Here is a 21,358-nt window from a genome sequence, read left to right as displayed (position 1 = left end):
CCCGAACCACGGTCAGGAGCGACGACGATGTCCCCTTCCCCGTCCCGCACGCTGCTCACCGCCGCCGCGGCAGCCGTCCTCGCCGCCGCGGCGACCACCCCGGCAGGCGCCGCCGGCCACACCCCGCAGATCCCAGCGCCACCCGACAGGATCGTGATCGAGCTCGCCACGGTCAACGGATCCGGATGCCGCGAGGGCACCGCCGAGGTGGCCGTGGCCCCCGACAACACCGCCTTCACCGTCACCTACAGTGACTACCTCGCGCAGGTCGGCCCGGGCGCGCCGCCGACCGCGTTCCGCAAGAACTGCCAGCTGAACCTGAGGGTCCACGTGCCGTCCGGATTCACCTACGCGATCGTCCAGGCCGACTACCGCGGATTCGCATTCCTCCAGCCCGGCGCATGGGGCCAGGAACGCGCGAACTACTACTTCCAGGGAATGCCGCAGACGACGCAGCGCACCCACCAGTTCAACGGCCCCTTCAACGACAACTGGCAGGCGACCGACCGGACCGAATACGCGGACCTCGTCTGGGCGCCCTGCGGCGAGAAACGCAATTTCAACATCAACACCGAACTGCGGGTGAATGCCGGCACCTCCAACCCGCAGTCGGCGACCAGCTTCATGACGATGGACTCCACCGACGCCAGCGTCAGCACCCTGTACCACCTCGCCTGGCAGGCCTGCCCCGCCCCCCGGTAGAAGGCCCGCCCGGCGCGGTACCGGGCGCTGCACCCGCGGGAGGCCGCGGGTGCAGCGCCCACCTTTGCCGCGTCAGACCATCGGCAGCAGGCGGGCCGGTGTCCGCGGCGCCGCCCCGGACACCGCCGCCGTGGGGGCGGCCTCCGCGGCCCCGGGTGCGAGCGCGCTGCCCGCCAGCCAGGCCGGCCAGTCCAGGTTCCAGTCGCCGAACCCGTTCGCGAACGGCTCCATCGGCTCACCCCCGCTGTTGACCACCTCCACGATGTCCCCGATCCGCACCGTGTCGAAGAACCACGCCGCGTCCGCCGTGCTCATCCCGGTGCAGCCGTGGCTGACGTTCTCCCGCCCCTGCGCGTCCACCGACCACGGCGCCGCGTGGACGTACTCCCCGCTCCAGGTCACCCGGGTCGCGTACCGCACCGACAGGTCGTAGAACTCGCTGGTGCCGCGCTGGATGCCGACCGTGTCCCCCCGCATGCGGACGTTCGCCTCCTGCCCCAGCACCACCTTGATGCCGCTGCGCGTGCGGAAGCCCTCCTTGCCGGTGGTCACCGGGATCGTCCGCAGCACCCGGCCGTTGCGCCGCACCGTCATCCGGTGCGCCGCGGAGTCCGTCAGCGCCTCGATCCGGTCCCCGATGGTGAACTCCACCGGCTCGGACGGCCCGCCGTGGCCGTGCTCGCCGAGGTCCACCCCGTCCAGCCCGCTGCGCACCCGCACCACCGCATGCGCGGGCCAGTACGTACGCGGCCGGTAGTGCAGCGTCGAGGCGTCCACCCAGTGCCAGGCTCCCTCCACCGCCGGCTCCGACACCACTTCCAGGGACCGCTCGACCCGCGCCCGCTTCTCCCGGTCGGCCGCCGGGATCGGCCGGCTCAGCGACGCCGTCACGATCTGCCCCGCCCCGTACGTCCCCGGCCGCGGCCCGAACCCGGCCGTCACCCGGCCGCCCTGCGCGGCGGGCGCCGTACGGAACGCCATGGTCGCCCCGACCGGCGTACCGGCCGCGTCCTGCGCCCCGACGCGCACCGTGTACAGCTCGCCGGCGCGCAGCGGCTCGGAGTTGTTCCAGTGCCGGCCCTTCGGTGAGAGGACGCCGCCGACGTGGCGGCCGTGCGCGTCCTGCACAGTGACGTCGGTCAGCAGCCCGGACCCGGCCAGCGCGATCTCCAGCGGGCCGCCCGGGTCCGTCGGCAGCATGACCGTGCGCGCCGTGCGCACGGCGCCGCGCCCGCGCGGCTCGCGCAGCACCGCGCCCGCGCCGTCCGCGGTGGCCCGCACCCGCTGCTGCCGCCAGCCCGTGCACGGCCCCTCCCGGAATCCTTCCGCGGCGCAGCCCCCCGCGGACCCGCCGCCCTCCGCCAGCGCCCTGCCCACCAGCAGCACCACGCCGGCCGACGCGGGCGCGGAGCCGTCCGCGCCCTGCGGTGCGCTGCCGGGGGCCGCGGCGACCAGGAGCGCGGCGCCGGCCGCGGCGGCCGCGACGCTCCACGCCCGGCTCCGCCGGGACCGGGAAGGGCGGGGCGACCGCCGTTCGGGTACGGCCTGCTGCGGTTGCGCAGCCAGTGGTGCCCGTGGTGCGTGCGGTGCGCGGTGTGTCGGAGACATCGGGATGCGGCCCTCCCAGATCGCCCATGGCCGGATGGCAGCATCAAAGACGCCCGCGGGCCGAAAGGATGATCATGCGCTCGGGGGGTGCGGCCGAACGGGAGCCGAAGAACACCCGTACGGAGCAGGCACCCGGCACCGGTCCGGCCGCCGCGCCGCGGGCAGCGGCACCCGCACCGTCACGCCGCCGCCGCCGTCACGTCCGCGTACGGGCCCAGGTACGCGAAGGCGCCCGACCGGACCCGGTACAGGTGCGCGACGCGCAGCCCGGCCAGCATCCGCGTCGTCGCGTCGAACGCCAGCGGCTTGGCCAGCCCCTCGTAGGACGTGCGGAAGATCCGCCGCGACAGCCCCGGCCGGTCGCGGCCCTCCGCGCCCAGCCCGGCCAGGGCGGCCGCGACCAGGCCGAGCGCGTCGTGGGCCTCGGCGGCCCACCGGGCCGGCGGCGCCCCGTACGCAGCCTGGTGCGCGGCGGTGAAGTCCGCCGCGGCGGGCACCGCCGACGGCTCCGTGAAGAACGCGCCGAACAGCCAGTCCTCCGCCGCCCCGCCGGCCGCCTCCAGGAAGGCGGGGACCATCACGCGGCCCGTCGCCATCCGCGGGCCCGCGAACCCGGCGCCGGCCAGCGCCCGCGCGAACCGGCCCGCGACCGCCGCGGACGTCCCCGCGAACACCGCGGCCTGCGCCCCCGCCCGCAGCATCCCGTCCACGACCCCCGCCAGGTCGGCGCCGCCCGCCGCGCCGGGGATCCGGTGGACGCTCACCGTGCCCTGCGACGGGGGCGTAAGCCGGAGCATGCGGGTCAGCTCCCACTCCGTCTCCGCCGCGCCCTCCTGCTCGACCACCGCTGTGTGCGAGACGGGACGCACCCGCGACAGGTAGTGCAGCACCGGCAGGGAGATGTCCTCCGGCTTCCCGCGCGTGTCGCACACCGTCCGCCAGTCGGACTGCGCCGCCGACCCGCTGTGGACGGACACCGGCAGCAGCAGCAGGTCCGCGGCCAGGCAGGCGGCGGCCAGGGCGGGCACGGCGGCCTGCGCGGTGGGGCCGACGACCGCGACCACCGACGGGTCCGCCACCAGCTGCCCGATCACCTGCGCGGCCCGCGCGGGGTCGCCGCCGTCGTCCGCGGCTCGGACGGCCAGCCGGAACGGGGCGCCGCCGCCCGCGTTGTGCCGGTCCGCGGCCAGCCGCAGTCCCCGCTCGTGCGCCTCCCCCTCGGCCTTCCCCGGCCCCGACAGATCCGCCTGGAGGGCGACGGTGAATGCCGGCCCGGTCGACGCCCCGCGCGCGGCGGCCGCCCCGCCCGGTCCTCGTCCGCGGGCGGCCAGCCAGGCCGGCGGAACCGCCGCCGCGGCCACCGCCCCGCCGACCGCCAGGAGGCGCCGCCGGGTCAGCGGGCCGCCGCCCGGCTCCGGCGCTCCGGGAGGCGCCTGCGGCCCGTCGAGGCGGGTGGGCTCGGGGGCGGGCAGCTCCAGGGCGCGGGTGGAGCGTTCGGCGATCAGCCGCGGCAGCGGCGGCGGCAGCCAGTCCGCGCCGCCCCCGCCCTCCCCGCCGCCGAGGACCTCCCGCAGCCGCTGCGGCAGCGGCCGCCCGTCCGGGTCCTTCGCCAGGCACGCCCCGACGGCCTCCCGCAGCTCCGCGGGGACCCCGTCGAGCACCGGCTCGTCGTGCACCGTGCGGAAGACGACGGCGGCGGCGTGCCCGCCGCCGAACGGCCCCCGCCCGGTCGCCGCGAACACCAGCACGCAGCCGAGGGAGAACACGTCGCCCGCCGGCCCGGGCGCCCCCGCACCCGCCCGCGCCTGCTCCGGCGGCAGATACCCCGGCGTCCCGACGACCGCGTCGGCCGCCGTCAGCGTCGTCGCGCCGGCCGTCCGCGCGATCCCGAAGTCGATCAGCCGCGGCCCGTCCGGCGCCAGCAGGATGTTCCCCGGCTTCACGTCGCGGTGCACCAGACCGGCGGCGTGCACCTGCTCAAGTGCCTCGGCCAGCCGGACCCCCAGCGTCCGCACGCTCCCCGCCGGAAGCGGCCCGTACGCGCCCACCGCCTCCGACAGCGACGGCCCGGGCACGAACGGCGTGGCCAGCCACGGCTCCCGTGCCTCCGGATCCGCGGCGACCACCGGCACCACCCAGCGCCCGGTCAGCCCCGCCGCGGCCGATGCCTCCCGCCGGAACCGGGCCCGGAACGCCGGATCCGCGGCATGGTCGGCCCGGATCACCTTCACCGCCAGCAGGGCGCCCGCCGGGGACCGGCCCAGGTACACGGTGCCCATCCCGCCCGACCCGAGCCGGCCGAGGAGCCGGTGCCCGCCGACCGACGCCGGATCGGCGGGCAGGAGCGGACGCACCCGCTACCCGGCCGAACCGCGGACGGCGGGCCCCACGAACCGGATCCGGCCGCCCTCCACCCGGTGCAGGAAGTAGACGTTCCCCTTCACCTGCCGCTGCGCGTCGTACGCGTACTCCTTCGCGAGGCCCTGGTAGGTGCCGCCGGGCAGGGCGGCCAGCAGCTCCGCCCGGGTCGGGCGGGCGCCGCCCCGCGCGGCCGCGGCCGCGGCCAGCCGGTCGATGACCTGGGCGGCCGTGTCGTAGGCCTCGACCGTCCAGACGCCCGGCGGCTCCCCGTACGCGTCCCGGTGGGCCTTCGCGAGCTGCGCGGCCCCCGGCGCGTCGGGGCCCGTGTACGGGGTGAGGAACTGCCAGCCCTCGGCGGCCGCGCCCGCCCGCGCCACGAAGTCCGGGCCGGCGATCGCGTAGTCGGCGGCGCGCGGCCCGCGGAACCCGGCGGCGGCCAGCAGCCCGGCCGTCTCCGCAGCCCCGGCCGGCGTGCCCGTGTAGAAGAACCCGTCGACGCCGTGGGCGAGCATGTCGGCGACCACCTGCGGCAGGGCCTTCGCCCCGCGCGGCACGACCCGCGCGTACACGGTGGCGCCCGGGTCGACGGAGCCCAGGGTGCGGCTGAGCAGCAGGACCGCCTGCCACCCCTCGGAGTCGCCGTCGCGGTCGCACAGCAGGCCCAGCCGCCGCGCCCCCTGGCCCCGTACGAGCTGCAGGCCGACGGCGGAGCCCTGCCCCAGGGACAGCGCGGAGTTCTGGAAGAAGCTCCGCCGGTCCGCCACCCCGAACGAGGTGCCGAGCGCCGATACGGTCAGCAGGGGCAGCGCCGCCTCCCCGTAGGGCTCCAGGCAGGGCATCACCGACGCGTTGGCGGTCGGGCCGACCACCGCGAGGACGTCCCGGTTGGCGACCAGCCCCGCAGCGGCGGCGGCGCTCCGGTCGGCCGCCCCGCCGTCGTCCGCGGTGACCACCCCCAGCGTGAACGGCCGCCGGGCGCGGGAGTTGAAGTCGGCGACGGCCAGCCGCACCCCGCGCTCCTGGGCCAGCCCGGCCGCCTTGAACGGCCCGGACAGGTCCGCGTGCACCCCGAGCAGCCACCGCCGCCCGCCCGCCGCGCCGGAGGAGCCGCCGTCACCGCCGCGCAGGGACAGCCAGGCGGCGGCCCCGCCCCCGGCCGCGGCCAGGGCGCCCGCCGCGCCGAAGGCCAGCAGCCGCCGCCGCGTCGGACCGCGCCCGCCGGCCCCCGCGGTTCCGGCCTGCGCGCCGCCGGGGGCCGCGTCGGCGACGGTCTCCTCGATCCCCGGCAGGGCGAGCAGCGCGGCAGCCCGCTCGGCGATCACCGAGACGACCGGGTCCGGCAGCCACCCGGTGCCCGCCCCCGGGTCGTCCTCGGTCAGCGCCTCGTCCAGCTCCCGGGCCGTCGGCCGCTCGCCGGGGTCCTTGGCCAGGGCCCGGCGCAGCAGCGCGGCCAGCTCCGGGTCGGCGAGGACCTCCGGCCCGAACTCCGGCTCGTCGTGGACGGTGCGGTACAGCACCGCCTCCGCCGCTCCCGTCCCGAACGGCAGCCGCCCGGTCGCCGCGTACGCGAGCAGGCAGCCCAGCGAGAACACGTCCCCGGCGGGCTCGGCGGGCAGCCCCCTGGCCTGCTCGGGGGAGAGGAAACCCGGAGTGCCGATGACCACGTCGGTCGAGGTGAGGGCGGTGTGCTCGCCGCCGCGCGCGATCCCGAAGTCGATCAGCCGCGGGCCGTCCATGCCGAGCAGCACGTTCGCCGGTTTCACGTCCCGGTGGACCAGGCCCTGCCCGTGCATCACCCCGAGCGCCCCGGCCAGCGCCTTCCCGAGGAGCCGTACGGCCCGCAGCGGGAGCGGCCCGTGTCCGGCGACTGCCTCCGCCAGCGACGGGCCGGGAACGAACGAGGTGGCCAGCCACGGCTCGGCCGCGTCCGGGTCGGCGCCGGTGACCCGCACCGCCCAGGGGCTGTCCACGCGGGCCGCGATGGCCGCCTCACGGCGGAACCGGGCGCGGAAGTCGTCCTCGTCGGCGTGCTCGGCGCGGATCACCTTGACCGCGGCGAGCGCCCCGTCACCGGTGCGGCCGAGGTAGACGACACCCATCCCGCCCGCACCGAGCCGCCCCAGCAGGCGGTGCCCGCCGATCCGGGAGGGGTCGCCGGGGTGGAGCCGCTCCATCAGCCCTCCTTCGCGAGCGCGCCGCGCGCCTGGAGCATCATCCGGCTGGTCCCCTGGACCACCAGTGCCTTGACCGCCTCGGGCGCGACCCCGGCCGCGCCCCGGCCGGCGACCGCCATCGTGACGGGGCCGAACTGCCCCTGCGACCACACGTACGGGTGCGGTCCGCCGTCCTTCTCGCCCACGTACTCGCCGGACTCGCTGAACGCGTCCTCCGTCCAGCCGTTCAGCTGCTCGCCCAGGTAGAGCGAGGCGCCCCACAGGTTCTGCAGCCGCTCACCGGCACCCAGGACCTGCTGGGGGCACCGCAGCACCTCCTCCATGGCCTGCGCGGTCTCCCAGCCGGATCCGGACGGGTCGCGGTGGACGGTGACCGTCGCGCTGATCCGGACCCGGCCGCGGCCGTCGGCGGCCGGGACGTGGAAGTAGCGGGTACGGCTGGCCAGCACACCGGGCGGAAGGCCGGCGGTCTGCCACACGCAGTCCGCGTCGAGGACGGGCAGGCTGCCGGGACGGCTCTCGAAGGGCGAGCTGCGCTGCACCTCCGGGCCGAACGCCTCGCGGTCGACCAGGACCCGGTCGAGCAGCGCACGGGCCGCAGCGGCGTCGGCGGGCTGCTTCGCCGGATCGAACACGGGGACGGCCGAGGGGGCGGGGGCGGAGCCGCCCGGCCCGCCGGACGGCGCCGGCGCGCCGGCGGGGGCCCCACCCGAAGCCGCCGACGGGAGCGGGGACCTGCCGCGATCCGGACCGCCCTCCGCGTCCGGTGTCCCGTCCGCGGCGCACCCGGCCAGGGCAAGCAGCGCCGCGGCCGCCGTCGCGCAGCCGCGGGCGCGCAGCCCGCCCGGACGTCCGAACACCCCCGACCCCGTCACGGCGGAGATCGTACCCCGCACATCCGTGTGTCAAGTGCCGTACGGGCAAGGATCGTTGGCGTGAAGGGCAGGCGTACGGCGCGCCGCGGCAAGGGAGTCCGGGCGGCGCCACCGCCCCCGCAGGGGCGTCACGGGGGACGGGCGGTCACTCCATGGCCCGGGCGCGGACCACCCGGGCCGGGCTCTGCCCGCCGCCGGACGCCAGGACGCGCACCTCCCCGCGGTCGCTGATCTCGGCGCGCACGATGCCGGTCGGGTCCTCGTACACCGGGTGCCCGCCCGGGCCCGACACGCCCGTCGCGGTGACGACCACGATGTCCTCGCCACCCTCCGGGCCCTCGGAAAACACCAGCTCGAAGCGCTGGGAACTCATCCGCGCCCTCCTTCGCCGAGCGAACCGAGCGTCTCCCTCCCATGATGCGCGCCCGCCGCCGGGGCCGCATCGCGCCCCGGCCACCGCACCCCGACAGCCCCGCAGGCCGGCACCGGCACCGGCCCGGAGCCGCCGTACGGCCTCACTCGAACCGGGACGGGTCCCCGGCGCCGCGGCGGACGACCTCGGGGGCGCCGCCGGAGAAGTCGACGACGGTCGTCGGCTCCGTCCCGCAGTCGCCCGAGTCCACGACGATGTCCACGGAATGCTCCAGCCGCTCCTTGATCTCCCAGCCGATCGTGAGCGGTTCGGACTCGTCGGGCAGCAGCAGGGTGCTCGACAGCAGCGGCTCGCCCAGTTCGGCGAGGAGCGCCTGGGTGACGGTGTGGTCGGGGATGCGCACGCCGACCGTCTTCTTCTTCGGGTGCAGGAGCTGCCGCGGCACCTCCCGCGTCGCCGGGAGGATGAAGGTGTAACTGCCGGGTGTCGCCGCCTTGATGGCGCGGAAGACGTCGTTGCCGATGTTGACGAGCTGCCCCAGCTGGGCGAAGTCCCTGCATACCAGGGTGAAGTGGTGCCGGTCGTCGAGGCGGCGGATGGACCGGATCCGGGCCAGGCCCTCCCGGTTGCCGAGCTGGCAGCCCAGCGCGTAGCAGGAGTCGGTGGGGTACGCCACCAGCGCCCCGGAGCGGATGCTGTCCGCGACGCCGCTGATCGTGCGCTGCTGCGGGTTGTCGGGGTGGACGTCGAAGTACTTCGCCATCCGCCGAGCCTACGCGATCGTCCGCGGCCCCGCCGCCGCTGCCCGGCCCCGCGCCCGGCAGCCGCCGCGCGCCGCCGGGCGCATGCTGGAGAGGTGCCCGGCGGGGCCGCCCTGGGGCCCGGCCGGCCCGGCATCCGCACGCGACACCCCCGGGAGGCGGCGATGAGCACGCATCCGGACCCGCACCTCGCCATGGTCCGCCCCGTCACGCCCCGCACCCCCGAAGGGTGCGAGGACTGCCTGCGCCTCGGCTCCCCCTGGGTTCACCTGCGGCTGTGCCTGGTCTGCGGCCGCGTGGGCTGCTGCGACTCCTCGCCGATGCGGCACGCCCGCGCGCACGCGACGGACACGGGACACGCCGTGGTCCGCTCCTTCGAACGCGGCGAGGACTGGCGCTGGTGCTTCGTCCACGAAGCCCTCGTATGACCCTGCCCCTGCCCCTGCCCCTGCCCCTGCCCCTGCCCCTGCCCCTGCCCCTGCCCCGGCCCCCTGCCCCTGGGCTAGCGCCGCGGCTGCGCCCTGATCGCCCGGACCAGGTCCGCGACCAGCTCCGCGCGCTCCGCCATCGCGTCGACCAGCACGTACTCGTGGTCGGCGTGGGCGCCGCCGCCGACCGCGCCGAGACCGTCCAGGGTGGGCACGCCGAGTGCGGCCGTGAAGTTGCCGTCGCTGCCGCCGCCGACCGCCGTGCCCTCCAGCGAGGGCAGCAGCTTCTTCGCCAGGGCGAACAGCTCCGCGGACGCCGACTCGGGCATCGGGGGCCGGCCGACGCCGCCGCTCACCGTGATCTCCGCCTCCGCCAGGTGCGGGGCGAGGGACGCGAACGCGGACTCGATGCGCTCCTTCTCGTCCGCCGTCTCCACCCGGACGTCCACGGTGATGCTGGCTTCCGCCGGGACGACGTTGTCCAGCGTGCCGGCGGACGCGACGGTCGGCGTGACGGTGGTGCCGACGTCCGGCCGGCCGAGCGCGGCGATCTCCAGCACCTGGTGCGCCGCCTCCACGAGGGCGTTGACCCCGGCGGCCGGTTCGAGCCCCGCGTGCGAGGCGCGGCCCGCGATGGAGACGTGGAAGGACCCGCAGCCCTTCCGGCCGGTCTTCAGCACCCCTCCCTCGGCGGCGCCCTCCACGACGAGGACGGCCCCGCAGGCCAGCGCCCGCTCCTCGATGAGCGCCCGCGACGCGTGCGAACCGACCTCCTCGTCCGCGGTCACCAGGATCTCCACGCCCGACGGGTCGCCGAGGCCCGCGATGCCGTGCACGGCCTGGACGAGCCCGCCGAGCATGTCGAACACGCCCGGGCCGGTCGCCCGTCCGCCCTCGACGGCGAACGGCCGGCGCTCCAGGGTGCCCAGCGGGAACACCGTGTCGTGGTGGCCGAGGACCAGGACGCGCGGCTCCCCGCCGCCCGACCAGTGGACGTGCGGACCGGCCTCGCTGTCGACCAGGACGGCCTGCCCGCCGAGCCGGTCCTCCAGGATCCCGGCGACCGCCTTCGCCGACGCGGCCAGCGCCTCCGCGTCCCGTGACGGGGACTCGACTTCGACGAGGGTCCTGAGGTCCTCGAGCATCGCCTCGACGCTCACACGGCCGGTCTTCTGCATCGTCATGCTGCAAGGGTACGCAGCGCCCCGCCCCCGGCCGGACCCCGCCCGGGGCCGCGCGGGGCGCGCCAAAGCGTCATCGAGCGCGCCGAATGCGCCAACCTGCCGCCGCCCGGCCCCCGGAGGGACTGCCCGCCGTGTCCCTGGGTAGTTGAATGCGTTGTACACCTTGATCTTTGTTGATGTGTTGATGTGGGGAGGGTTTCCCGTGGCCGAACCGAAGGCTGTCCAGGACAGCGGCTGGGCCCCGGACGCGAGAGCCTCGGCGGGCACCGCCGTCGTGCTGACCTCGCTCCTGTTAGGCGTCGATGCCGCAGCCGGCTTCACCGACTGGCCGAGGACGGCGGTCTGGACGGGGCTGGGCGCCGTCCTGTTCGTCGTCCTGTGGCCCACCCGGGTCAGCGCCGCCCCGGGCCGGCTGACCACCCGCGGGCTCGTCCGCCGGCGCCGCGTCCGCACCGACCGGCTGGCCTCGGTGGCCTGGCACGACGGGCTGGCGCAGCGGCTCGTCCTGACCGACACCGACGGCAACCGCGTCGAGCTCGACCCGAGGGTCCTCACGGCGAACCCCCCGCTGTGGCACCGGGTCGGCCAGGACATCGACACGAGTGTCGCCCGCGGCACCCTGGCCGATGGCCTGGCGCCGATGCGCCGGCTCTCCCGCCTGATCGACAGCGAGACGGCGCACGCGGTCTTCAGGGTGTCCGCCATCTCCTGACCGCCCGGCAGGCACGCACCCCGGTCCGCCCGCGCCCGTACGCCCGGCCCGGTCGGCGTTCCGGCCCGCGCCCGCCCCGCACGGGTGAGGCTTTCCACCCGTCCGGCCCGCAGCGGGCGCCGGTCTGCGCCCGACGGCCGATGCGCCGTGGTTGCATCGCCTGGCTACGGACCGGACGGAGGCGTTGACCATGACCCGAGACCGACGGCCCGGCGGGGGAGCCCCCGCCGGCACATCCAGGCGCGGGCTGCTGACGGCCGCGGCTCTCGCGCCCGTACTCGCCGGCGCGGGGGCGGCCCACGCCGCCGCAGCCGCCGAGCCCGGCACCGCGGCGGCGGCCGCGGCCCGGACCCCCATCGAGCCGGTGCCCACCACCGAGGCCGACTGGCTGGGCGTCGCCGCCGCCCTGGGCCGCCCCGGACGCCTCATGTCCGGCCTCGTCTACCGGGTCGCCTTCCCGCGCCGCGACCTGACCGTCGTCTCCCAGGGCGTCACCATCCACCCCGGGCTGGCGCTCAGCTCCTACGCCGCCTTCACCCCGTACGCGGACGGGATGACCGTGGTGCGCGGCGACCTCGTCGTCGTCGAGGCGGAACTCCAGCGGGCCACCGACGCCCTGCACGCGAACGGATTCGGCCAGACCGCGATCCACAAGCACCTGCTCGCCCACGAACCCGACGTGTGGTGGACGCACTTCCACGCGATGGGGCACGACGCCGTGGAGGCGGCCCGAGGTCTGCGGGCGGTCCTCGCCGTCACCGGCACTCCGCCCGCGGCGCCGCCGGCCGCCGCACCGCCCCTCGACCTGGACACCTCCGCCATGGACGCCGCCCTCGGCGCCCCGGGCACCAACGACGGCGGCATCTACAAGTACAACTTCGGCCGCCGCGAGACCGTCACCGACGAGCACCGCGTCGTGCCCGCCGCGACCGGCATGGCCACCGTCCTCGCCTTCCAGCCCCTCGGCGGCGGGCGGGCCGCCGTGAACGGCGACTTCGTGATGACCGCCGAGGAGGTCCACCACGTCCTGCCCGCCCTGCGCCGCGGCGGCCTGTCCGTCATCGAGCTGCACAACCACGGCCTGATGGACGAACCCCGCCTCTTCTACACGCACTTCTGGGGCGTGGACGACGCGACCGTCCTCGCGCGGGCCCTGCGCACCGCCGTCGACGCCACCAACACCGCACCGCCCGCCCGCCGCTGACGGCGGGCCAGGGTGAGGCGGATGCCCGCCGCGCCGAGGAAACCGGGCAGCGGTTGAGGCGGCTCCGGGGCGGGCCGCCCGCCGGTCACCCGGTGCTCCCGCAGCACTGACGCGATCAGCGCGGCGGCGAGCACCCCGAGGCGCGCGCCCGGGCAGCCGCCGCCGCCGTGGCCGGACGGCGCCGTCCGGGTGTCCCGCGCGTTCACTCCCGCGGCGGGGTGCACGGCGGGCCGGCGGGCGCGCGCACCGCCCGCCGTGCGGGTCCGGGCGCGCCCCCAGGGGCGCCTCCCGCGGCGCGGCTACGGCCGGTAGCGCAGGGGATGGTCCTCGGGCACCTCGACCACCGCGATCCGCACCCCGTCCGGGTCGGCGATCCACATCTCGACCAGTCCCCACGGCTCCTGCACGGGCGGCCGCAGCACCTCGGCCCCCCGCGCCCGCAGCTCCTCGTACGCGGCCCGCACGTCGGAGACCTGGAGCCACAGCCGCAGGCCGGGCGCCGGCGGCGCGGCGGACCGGCCGGAGACCTCCAGGAAGCCCCCGCCGAGGAAGTACACGGTGCCCCGGTCGGGTCCCGTGCCGAACTCGCGGTAGACGGCCAGCCCCAGCACGCCGCCGTAGAAGGCGCGCGAGCGCTCCGGATCGGTGGGGGTCAACAGGACCCTGCTGCCCAGTACGTGCACCATGCCGCCGAATCTACGCCGCCCGGCGGCGCGGCGCGCCGGCGTCTTGTCACACCGTCACGCCGTCACACCGCCACACCTTGTGCGGCGGCGGCGTCGAGGGCGGCGGTCAGGCGGTTGAGGCGGGCCTGCAGGTCGCGGATCTCGGCGAGGTCGCATCCGGTGGCGGCGGCGATCCGCCGCGGGACCTCCGCCGCCCGGGCGCGCAGCGCGGTGCCCGCGTCGGTGAGGACGGCGTGCACGGAGCGCTCGTCCTCGGTGCTGCGCTCGCGGCGGACCAGTCCGGCGGCCTCCAGGCGCTTCAGGAGCGGGGAGAGGGTGCCCGAGTCGAGCCGGAGGCGGTTGCCGAGCTGCTTGACGGGGGTGGTGCCGTCCTCCCACAGGACGAGCATCACCAGGTACTGCGGGTAGGTCAGGCCGAGGTCCTTCAGGGCGACCCGGTAGACGCCGCCGAAGGCGCGGCTCGCGGCGTTCAGCGCGAAGCAGATCTGGCTGTCCAGGCGGAGGAAGTCCTCGTCGCGGGGGGTGTCGGTGGGCCGCTCGCTCATGCCGGCCAGTGTAGCGCGAAGCCGGCGGCAAGCGATTGAGTTGTGCACAACTCAATTGTGTGCTCTAGTTGTGGTCGAAGGCGGCGACCGGCCGCCGGACCACCCCCGCGAGAGGAACCCCGATGGACGCGCTGTACACCGCCGTCGCCACCGCCAACGGCCGCGAGGGCCGCACCGTCAGCTCGGACGGCCGGATCGACCTCGCGCTCGCCATACCCCCGGCACTCGGCGGCAACGGCGAGGGCACCAACCCCGAGCAGCTCTTCGCCGCCGGCTATGCGGCCTGCTTCGCCAGCGCGCTCGGCCTCGTGGGCCGCCAGGCCAAGGTCGACACCGGCGAGGTGTCCGTCACCGCGGAGACCTCCATCGGCAAGGACGCCACCGGCTTCGGGCTGGCCGTCACCCTGCGCATCGAGCTGCCCGAGTCGCTGGCCGGCGAGACCGGCGCCCTCCTGGTCAAGCAGGCCCACGAGGTCTGCCCCTACTCCAAGGCCACCCGCGGCAACATCCCCGTCGACCTCGTCATCGAGTAACCGCCCCCGCCGCCGCCCGGCCCGCCCGTACGGCCCGCCCCGCCGTGCGGGCCGCCCGGGACGGGACGACCCTGGAGGCGGCCCCCGGCCCCGGCTGCGGGCCGCCCGGCAATTCCCGGTACCTGCGAGGACGGCGGAGGCGGACGACGTGGACTACGGCAAACTCGACGCGGCACTCGCCCGGGCGGTCGACGAGGAGGACCGCGACGCGCACGCCCGCGACCTCGACGTCCTCGTCCGCCTCGGCGCGCCGCCGACGGCGGACCAGCGCGAACAGCTCCTCGACTTCGCCATCGAAGGCGCCGGCGACCGCACCGACCTCACCGCGACCCTCTCCCGGCACGGCATCGAGGCACTCGCCGACCTGCCCTGGGTCCGCTCGATCGCCCTCGCGGCCGAACGCGGCCCGATGTAGGCCGGCCCGCCCCGCATCAAGGCCGGGGGGCGCCTGTGCGGGCGCACCCCGCCGACGCGACAATGGCCCGTGTTGTTCCCGTTGGACCAGTACGGAGGAGCCGGCGCATGCCGAACGAACGAGCAGGGCAGCTGGCGGGCCCGGACGACCTCATCGACGTCGCCCGGCTCGTCACCGCGTACTACACCCTGCACCCCGACCCGGCGGACCCCGCCCAGCGCGTCGCCTTCGGCACGTCCGGGCACCGCGGGTCCTCCCTGGCGACCGCCTTCAACGAGGACCACATCGCCGCCACCAGCCAGGCGATCTGCGAACACCGGGCCGAGCAGGGCACCGACGGCCCGCTCTTCCTCGGAGCCGACACCCACGCCCTCTCCGAGCCCGCCCGCGTGACGGCCCTGGAGGTCTTCGCCGCGAACGGCGTCACCGTCCTCGTCGACCCCGCCGACGGCTACACCCCGACGCCCGCCGTCTCGCACGCCATCCTCACCCACAACCGCGGCCGGACCTCCGGCCTCGCCGACGGCGTCGTCGTCACCCCGTCCCACAACCCGCCCGGCGACGGCGGCTTCAAGTACAACCCGCCGCACGGCGGACCGGCCGGCTCCGACGCCACCGGCCGGATCCAGGAACGCGCGAACGAACTCATCGCCGGCGGCATGAAGGACGTCCTGCGGATCCCCTACACCCGCGCCCGCGCCGCCTCCACCACCGCGGTGTACGACTACCTCGGCACGTACGTCCGCGACCTGCCCACCGTCCTCGACCTCGACGCGGTCCGCGCCGCGGGCGTGCGCATCGGCGCCGACCCGCTCGGCGGCGCCTCGGTGGCGTACTGGCAGCGCATCGCCGAGGAGCACCGCCTCGACCTCACCGTCGTCAACCCGCACACCGACCCCGCCTGGCGGTTCATGACGCTCGACTGGGACGGCAAGATCCGCATGGACTGCTCGTCCCCGTACGCGATGGCCTCGCTGATCGAGGGCCGCGACCGGTTCGCCATCGCCACCGGCAACGACGCCGACGCCGACCGGCACGGCATCGTCACGCCCGACGGCGGCCTGATGAACCCCAACCACTACCTGGCCACCGCCATCGACTACCTGTACCGCCACCGCGCCGACTGGCCCGGCACGGCGGCCGTCGGCAAGACCCTCGTCTCCTCCGGCATGATCGACCGGGTCGCCGCCGACCTCGGCCGCGAACTCGTCGAGGTACCCGTCGGCTTCAAGTGGTTCGTGGACGGGCTGTCCGCCGGCACCCTCGGCTTCGGCGGCGAGGAGTCCGCCGGCGCCTCCTTCCTGCGGCGCGACGGGTCGGTGTGGACCACCGACAAGGACGGCATCATCCTCGCCCTGCTCGCCTCCGAGATCCTCGCCGTGACCGGCAGCACCCCCAGCGAGCGCTACACCGCCCTGGCGGAACGGTTCGGCGAGCCCGCGTACGCGCGGATCGACGCGCCGGCCGGCCGCGAGGAGAAGGCGGTGCTCGCCCGGCTCTCGCCCGAGCAGGTCACCGCCGACACCCTGGCGGGCGAACCCGTCACCGCGGTCCTGACGCACGCCCCCGGCAACGGCGCCGCGATCGGCGGCATCAAGGTCGCCACCGAGAACGCCTGGTTCGCGGCGCGCCCGTCGGGCACCGAGGACGTCTACAAGATCTACGCCGAGTCCTTCCGCGGCCCCGACCACCTGGCCCGCGTCCAGGAGGAGGCCCGCGGGGTCGTCGCCGCCGCCCTCGCGTCCTGACCCGGCGCCCGCCGCCCGCAGCCCGCCCCGCCCGCCGCCCGCGCGGGTCCGGCGGGCCGGGCCGGGCGCCCGGTGTCGGGACCCGGCCCGGCGGCCTACGCTGGAAGCGGCGGCCGCCTGCGGTGAGCGGCCCGGGCGGTCGCCCCGGCGGCTGCGGGCACGTACCCCTCCTTGTTCCCCGCGCCCGCGGCGCCGGCCGCGGGATGGCACAGTGGATGCCATGTGCGGACGGTACGCCTCGTCACGGGCGCCCGAGGACCTCGCCGGCCTGTTCCAGGCCCGCCTGGAACCCCGGGAGGAGCTCGCCCCCAGCTGGAACGTCGCCCCCACCGACCCCGTCTGGGCGGTGCTGGAACGACCCGACCGCGGCACCGGCGAGCCGGCCCGCCGCCTGCGCACCCTGCGCTGGGGCCTCGTCCCCTCCTGGTCCAAGGATTCCGGCGGCGCCGCCCGCATGATCAACGCCCGCATGGAGACCGTCCACGAGAAGCCGGCCTTCCGCCGCGCCTTCACCCGCCGCCGCTGCCTGCTGCCCGCCGACGGCTTCTACGAATGGCAGGCCGTGCCCGCGACCGCCACCGCGAAGGCCTACAAGCAGCCCTACTTCATCGCCCCCGAGGACTCCTCCGTCATGGCCATGGCCGGCCTGTACGAGTTCTGGCGCGACCCGTCCGTCCCCGACGAGGACGACCCCGCGGCCTGGCTCGCCACCGCCACCATCATCACCACCGAAGCCGCCGACGCGGCCGGCCGCATCCACCCCCGCATGCCCCTCGCCCTCGACCCCGGCGACTACGACGCCTGGCTCGACCCCGCCCACCAGGACGCCGACGCCCTGCGCGCCCTCCTCCACACCCCCGCCGGGGGCCGCCTGGAGGTGCGGGCCGTGTCCACCGCCGTCAACAGCGTCCGCAACAACGGCCCCCACCTCCTGGAACCCGCCGCCGCACCCTGAACGGCCGGCCCTACCCGCACACGGCCAGGGCGCACGGCTCCCGCTCCAGCCCCTCCGGCAGCCGCAGCGGGCGCCGTCCCGGCGTCAGCGAACCCAGCACCCGCGGGCCGCCCGACCCCGTGCAGTCCGGCGCGTTCCCCGGCAGCCCGTGCAGCGTCAGCCAGCCGAGCACCGCGAACGCGTACGCCTCCTTCGCCGCGGCCGGCAGCCCCAGCTCCTCCGACCCGCGCACCGCGGCCCCCGACGGCCCCAGCTCGGCGCGGAGCATCCCCATCAGCGTCGGATTGCGCACCCCGCCGCCCGACACGAACACCTCGGTCGCCGCCAGCGGACGCAGCGCGTCCGCGACCGTCCGCGCCGTCAGCAGCGTCAGCGTCGCGACCAGGTCCTCCGCGGCCGGAGCGACCCGGCCCCCGCCCGCGGCGAGGTGCTCCCGCAGGTAGCCCGCATGGAACAGCTCCTTCCCCGTCGTCCGCGGCGGCGGCAGCCGGTAGTACGGATCCGCCTCGAGCCGCCTCAGCAGCCCCTCGTCGACCCGCCCCGCCGCGGCCAGCAGCCCGTCCCGGTCGTAGCCGAACCGCCCCCCGGTCAGCTCCCGCACCGCCGCGTCGATCAGCGCGTTGCCCGGCCCCGTGTCGAACGCCACCGCCGCGCCGCCCGGCCGCAGCACGGTCACGTTCGCGATGCCCCCGATGTTCAGCGCCGCCGGCACCCCCGGCCGCCCCCGCAGCAGCATCAGGTCCACCAGGCTGACCAGCGGCGCGCCCTGCCCGCCCGCCGCGACGTCCCGCGGACGGAACCCCGACACCACCGGGCAGCCCGTGCGCTCCGCGATCCACGCCGGCTCGCCCAGCTGCAGCGTCCCGTGCACCCGCCCGTCCTGCGCCCAGTGGAACACCGTCTGCCCGTGCGAGGCGACCAGCTCGGCCCGGCCCCCGCACAGCTCCCGGTCCGCGCGGACCGCCGCGGCCGCGAAGGCCTGGCCGATGCGGGTGTCCAGCCGGCAGACGTCCGCGAGCGTGGTGGCCGCGGGCGGCAGCGCCGCCGCCAGCCCGCCCCGCACCTCCTCCGGGTAGGGGGCGCTGACCATGCCCAGCGGCCTCAGCCGCAGCGTGCCGCCGTCCGCGGACAGGTCGAGGTCGGCGGCCGCCGCGTCCACCGCGTCGTACGAGGTCCCCGACATCAGCCCGACCACCCTCACCGCAGCGGCTCCCGGTGCGAGCCCCCGCGCAGCGTCAGCAGCGCCGGCACGCTCAGGGCGCAGGCCCCCGCCGCGTAGTACGCGGGCACGGCCGTGCTCCCCGTCCCCGCGGCGACGGCCGTGATGACGAGCCCGGCGCAGCCGGAGAACACCGCGTTGGCCAGGGCGTACGCAACCCCAAGCCCCGTGCAGCGGACCCGGCGCGGGAACATCTCGGCGAGCATGGCCGGCCCCGGCCCGGCCAGCAGCCCCACCAGCGCGCCCGCGAGGAGCACCGCCCCCGCCTTCGCCGCCGCGGGAGCGCCGGGCGACTGGACGAGCCGCAGCAGCGGCAGGGCCAGCACCACCACCGAGACGGCCCCGCACAGCATCACCGGCCGGCGCCCGACCCGGTCGCTGAGCACGCCGGCGGGCAGGATCGACGCGGCGAAGCCGAGGTTGGCGAGCGCCGTGGCGAGGAGCGCGTCGCGGGCCGAGGCGCCCAGCACCGCCTGCAGGTGCGACGGCAGGACGACGAGGAACGCGTACCCCGCGGCCGACCAGCCCATGACCCGCCCGATCCCCAGGACGACCGCGCGCACCACCTCGCCCCGGCGCACCCGCGCCGCGGCCTCCGGCACCCCGTACGCCCCGGGCCGGCCGGCCGGAGGCGGCTCCTCCAGCCCGGCGCGCAGCCACAGCGCCACCGCCCCCAGCGGCAGCGCCAGCAGGAACGGGATCCGCCACCCCCACGCCCGCAGGTCGTCCGCGGGCAGCGCCCAGGCCAGCGCCGCGGCGGTGCACGCACCCGCCAGCAGGCCGAGCGCGACGGTGAACGACTGCCAGGCGCCGCCCAGGCCGCGGCGCCCCGGCGGGGCGTGCTCCGTCATCAGCGACACCGCCCCGCCGAACTCGCCCCCCGCGGACAGGCCCTGGAGGACCCGCAGGAACGTCAGCAGCAGCGGGGCCGCGGCGCCGATCGCGGCGCGCGTGGGCAGCAGCCCGATCGCCGTGGTCGCAGCCGTCATCAGGGCGACGGCCGCGAGGAGCGCCTGCCGCCGCCCGACCCGGTCGCCGATCCGCCCGAACAGCAGGGCGCCGACCGGACGGAAGAAGAAGGCGAGGGCGAACGAGGCGTACGTCGTGACGAGGGCCGCGGCGCCGCCCGCACCGGCCCCGGCCGGCGCGAAGAAGTTCTCCGCGATGACCGTGACCAGGCAGCCGTAGACGCCGAACTCGTACCACTCGACGAGGTTGCCGACGCAGCCGGCGAGCAGCGCCCGCCGGGACCCAGAGGGCCGGCCGGGGGCCGCGCGCAGGCGCAGTTCGAGAGGGCTCACCCGTGCTGCGTCCCCGCTCGGCGGCCCGGCGACGCCTGCGGACGGCAGGGTTCAGCACATCGGCAGAGCACCGCGAGCGGCGCCGGGGCGAAGCCGGAACCGGGGCGGGGCGTCAGCCGGCCGCCTGCCACACCGTGGTGACGTTGCAGAACTCGCGGATGCCGTGCCCGGACAGCTCCCGCCCGTAGCCGGAGCGCTTCACGCCGCCGAACGGAAGGGCCGGGTGCGAGGCGGTCATGCCGTTGACGTAGATCCCGCCCGCCTCCAGGTCGCGGACGAAGCGGTCGACGTCCTCCTCGCTGCGCGTCCACACGTTCGAGCTGAGCCCGAACGGCGTGTGGTTGGCCCGCTCCACCGCCTCGTCGAGGTCCGCGACCCGGTACAGGGTGGCCACCGGCCCGAACGTCTCCTCCTGGTCGATGCGCATGCCCGCGGTGATCCCGGCGAGGACCGTCGGCTCGTAGTACCAGCCCCGCTCCAGGCCGGGCGGGCGCCGCCCGCCGCACAGGACCTCCGCCCCGGCGGCCACCGCGTCGTCGACGAGCTCCTCCAGGTCGGCCCGGCCCTTCTCGGTGGCGAGCGGGCCGACATCGGTGCCCTCCCGCATCGGGTCGCCGACGCTGAGGGCGCCCATGGCGGCGCGGAACCGCTCCGCGAACTCGTCGTACACGTCCGCGTGCACGATGAACCTCTTCGCGGCGATGCACGACTGGCCGTTGTTCTGCACCCGGGCCGTCACCGCCGTCCTGACGGCCCGTTCGAGGTCGGCGGACGGCATGACGACGAACGGATCGCTGCCGCCCAGCTCCAGGACCGTCTTCTTCACCTCGTCGCCCGCCGCCGCGGCGACCGCCCGCCCGGCCGGCTCGCTGCCCGTCAGCGTCGCCGCTGCGACCCGCGGGTCGCGCAGCACCGCCTCCACGTCGCCCGAGCCGATCAGCAGGGTCTGGAAGCAGCCCCGCGGGTACCCGGCCCGTTCGAACAGCCCGCCCAGGTAGAGGGCCGTCTGGGGGACGTTCGAGGCGTGCTTGAGCAGGCCCGTGTTGCCGGCCATCAGCGCGGGCGCCGCGAACCGCACCACCTGCCACAGCGGGAAGTTCCACGGCATCACCGCGAGGACCACCCCCAGCGGCCGGTAGCGGGTTCGCACCGAAGCGGCCCCGCTGTCGCGTACGTCGGCGGCGTCCGGCACCTCGTCCGCCAGGAGGGCCTCGGCGTTCGCCGCGTACCAGCGCATCGCCTTGACGCACTTGGCGGCCTCGGCGCGGGCGGCCGCCAGCGGCTTGCCCATCTCCTCCGTCATCGTCCGGGCGATGTCCTCGTTGTCCGCTTCCAGCAGGTCCGCGGCCCGCAGCAGCAGCTCCGCCCGCTCGGCGAAGCCGGTCGTGCGGTAGGCGGCGAAGGCGCGCGCGGCGTCGTCCAGACACCGCTCGACGGCCTCCGCGCCCATCGGCTCGAAGGTGCGCACCGTCTCACCCGTCGCGGGGTTCACCGTGGCGATCGGCAATGTCGGCTCCTCGGGTCGTCGGCCTGGGCAGGCAGGCCTCGGCAGGCAGGCCTCGACCCTGCCCGGC

The 21,358-nt window shown here is 76.6% G+C and carries 20 protein-coding genes; 8 read left to right on the top strand and 12 right to left on the bottom strand.

Annotation, left to right across the window (positions count from 1 at the left end; translation table 11 throughout):
- Positions 1–27: 27 nt before the first annotated feature.
- Positions 28–702, top strand: a complete 675-nt coding sequence (locus ACZ462_RS17985) for a DUF4360 domain-containing protein (protein WP_467806484.1) — start codon at positions 28–30, stop codon at positions 700–702.
- Positions 703–774: 72 nt separating this feature from the next.
- Here ACZ462_RS17985 and ACZ462_RS17980 read toward each other — a convergent pair whose 3' ends face one another.
- The 6 genes from ACZ462_RS17980 to ACZ462_RS17955 form a co-directional block, all read right to left on the bottom strand.
- The gene (locus tag ACZ462_RS17980) at positions 775–2,310 is read right to left on the bottom strand and encodes a L,D-transpeptidase (RefSeq protein WP_467806483.1); all 1,536 of its coding nucleotides are present in this window, start codon (positions 2,308–2,310) and stop codon (positions 775–777) included.
- A gap of 179 nt (positions 2,311–2,489) precedes the next feature.
- Positions 2,490–4,664: a bifunctional serine/threonine-protein kinase/ABC transporter substrate-binding protein gene (locus tag ACZ462_RS17975; RefSeq protein WP_467806482.1), complete on the bottom strand. Its 2,175-nt coding sequence runs from the start codon at positions 4,662–4,664 to the stop codon at positions 2,490–2,492.
- Positions 4,665–4,667: 3 nt separating this feature from the next.
- Complete coding sequence (locus ACZ462_RS17970) at positions 4,668–6,845, bottom strand: bifunctional serine/threonine-protein kinase/ABC transporter substrate-binding protein (protein WP_467806481.1); 2,178 nt, start codon at positions 6,843–6,845, stop codon at positions 4,668–4,670.
- A complete protein-coding gene (locus tag ACZ462_RS17965; protein ID WP_467806480.1) occupies positions 6,845–7,720 on the bottom strand; it encodes a hypothetical protein in 876 nt (291 codons plus the stop codon). The genes ACZ462_RS17970 and ACZ462_RS17965 overlap by 1 nt, the downstream gene beginning before the upstream one ends.
- A gap of 145 nt (positions 7,721–7,865) precedes the next feature.
- A complete protein-coding gene (locus tag ACZ462_RS17960; RefSeq protein WP_467806478.1) occupies positions 7,866–8,093 on the bottom strand; it encodes a DUF6296 family protein in 228 nt (75 codons plus the stop codon).
- Between the two features lie 142 nt (positions 8,094–8,235).
- Positions 8,236–8,856 carry an L-threonylcarbamoyladenylate synthase gene (locus ACZ462_RS17955; RefSeq protein ID WP_467806477.1) on the bottom strand — a complete coding sequence of 207 codons (621 nt, stop codon included), beginning with the start codon at positions 8,854–8,856 and terminating at the stop codon, positions 8,236–8,238.
- A 162-nt stretch (positions 8,857–9,018) separates the two neighbouring features.
- Here ACZ462_RS17955 and ACZ462_RS17950 point away from each other — a divergent pair, with 162 nt between their 5' ends.
- Positions 9,019–9,282: a UBP-type zinc finger domain-containing protein gene (locus ACZ462_RS17950; RefSeq protein ID WP_467806475.1), complete on the top strand. Its 264-nt coding sequence runs from the start codon at positions 9,019–9,021 to the stop codon at positions 9,280–9,282.
- A gap of 74 nt (positions 9,283–9,356) precedes the next feature.
- On the opposite strand, the gene ACZ462_RS17945 is transcribed toward ACZ462_RS17950, so the two are convergent.
- Positions 9,357–10,466, bottom strand: a complete 1,110-nt coding sequence (locus ACZ462_RS17945; RefSeq protein WP_467806474.1) for a M20 family metallopeptidase — start codon at positions 10,464–10,466, stop codon at positions 9,357–9,359.
- Between the two features lie 202 nt (positions 10,467–10,668).
- Here ACZ462_RS17945 and ACZ462_RS17940 point away from each other — a divergent pair, with 202 nt between their 5' ends.
- Both ACZ462_RS17940 and ACZ462_RS17935 read left to right on the top strand, forming a co-directional pair.
- Positions 10,669–11,178: a hypothetical protein gene (locus ACZ462_RS17940; RefSeq protein ID WP_467806473.1), complete on the top strand. Its 510-nt coding sequence runs from the start codon at positions 10,669–10,671 to the stop codon at positions 11,176–11,178.
- Positions 11,179–11,368: 190 nt separating this feature from the next.
- Positions 11,369–12,382, top strand: coding sequence for a DUF1259 domain-containing protein (locus tag ACZ462_RS17935; RefSeq protein ID WP_467806472.1), 1,014 nt, complete (start codon positions 11,369–11,371; stop codon positions 12,380–12,382).
- A gap of 299 nt (positions 12,383–12,681) precedes the next feature.
- On the opposite strand, the gene ACZ462_RS17930 is transcribed toward ACZ462_RS17935, so the two are convergent.
- Both ACZ462_RS17930 and ACZ462_RS17925 read right to left on the bottom strand, forming a co-directional pair.
- Complete coding sequence (locus ACZ462_RS17930; RefSeq protein WP_467806471.1) at positions 12,682–13,068, bottom strand: VOC family protein; 387 nt, start codon at positions 13,066–13,068, stop codon at positions 12,682–12,684.
- Positions 13,069–13,130: 62 nt separating this feature from the next.
- Positions 13,131–13,613, bottom strand: coding sequence for a MarR family winged helix-turn-helix transcriptional regulator (locus ACZ462_RS17925; protein WP_467806470.1), 483 nt, complete (start codon positions 13,611–13,613; stop codon positions 13,131–13,133).
- Positions 13,614–13,735: 122 nt separating this feature from the next.
- Between ACZ462_RS17925 and ACZ462_RS17920 the strand changes: the two genes are divergently transcribed.
- From ACZ462_RS17920 to ACZ462_RS17905, 4 genes are all read left to right on the top strand, one after another.
- The gene (locus ACZ462_RS17920; protein ID WP_467806469.1) at positions 13,736–14,146 is read left to right on the top strand and encodes an organic hydroperoxide resistance protein; all 411 of its coding nucleotides are present in this window, start codon (positions 13,736–13,738) and stop codon (positions 14,144–14,146) included.
- 148 nt (positions 14,147–14,294) lie between these two features.
- On the top strand, positions 14,295–14,561 hold the full coding sequence (locus tag ACZ462_RS17915; RefSeq protein WP_467806468.1) for a hypothetical protein: 267 nt from the start codon (positions 14,295–14,297) through the stop codon (positions 14,559–14,561).
- Positions 14,562–14,668: 107 nt separating this feature from the next.
- Positions 14,669–16,309 carry a phosphoglucomutase (alpha-D-glucose-1,6-bisphosphate-dependent) gene (gene pgm, locus ACZ462_RS17910; protein WP_467806467.1) on the top strand — a complete coding sequence of 547 codons (1,641 nt, stop codon included), beginning with the start codon at positions 14,669–14,671 and terminating at the stop codon, positions 16,307–16,309.
- A 220-nt stretch (positions 16,310–16,529) separates the two neighbouring features.
- Positions 16,530–17,264, top strand: coding sequence for an SOS response-associated peptidase (locus ACZ462_RS17905; protein WP_467806466.1), 735 nt, complete (start codon positions 16,530–16,532; stop codon positions 17,262–17,264).
- A gap of 10 nt (positions 17,265–17,274) precedes the next feature.
- Here the strand turns inward: ACZ462_RS17905 and ACZ462_RS17900 are convergent, their stop codons facing one another.
- From ACZ462_RS17900 to ACZ462_RS17890, 3 genes are all read right to left on the bottom strand, one after another.
- Positions 17,275–18,465, bottom strand: a complete 1,191-nt coding sequence (locus tag ACZ462_RS17900; protein WP_467806465.1) for an anhydro-N-acetylmuramic acid kinase — start codon at positions 18,463–18,465, stop codon at positions 17,275–17,277.
- On the bottom strand, positions 18,462–19,784 hold the full coding sequence (locus tag ACZ462_RS17895) for an MFS transporter (RefSeq protein WP_467806464.1): 1,323 nt from the start codon (positions 19,782–19,784) through the stop codon (positions 18,462–18,464). The genes ACZ462_RS17900 and ACZ462_RS17895 overlap by 4 nt, the downstream gene beginning before the upstream one ends.
- 112 nt (positions 19,785–19,896) lie before the next feature.
- Positions 19,897–21,291 (bottom strand): NADP-dependent succinic semialdehyde dehydrogenase, encoded by a 1,395-nt coding sequence (locus ACZ462_RS17890; RefSeq protein WP_467806463.1) that lies wholly within the window; start codon positions 21,289–21,291, stop codon positions 19,897–19,899.
- Between the last annotated feature and the right edge of the window lie 67 nt (positions 21,292–21,358).

Source organism: Streptomyces sp. NPDC031121 (assembly GCF_055570615.1).
Note: the sequence above shows the minus strand (reverse complement) of the source record. Positions and strands in the feature narration are given on the sequence as shown.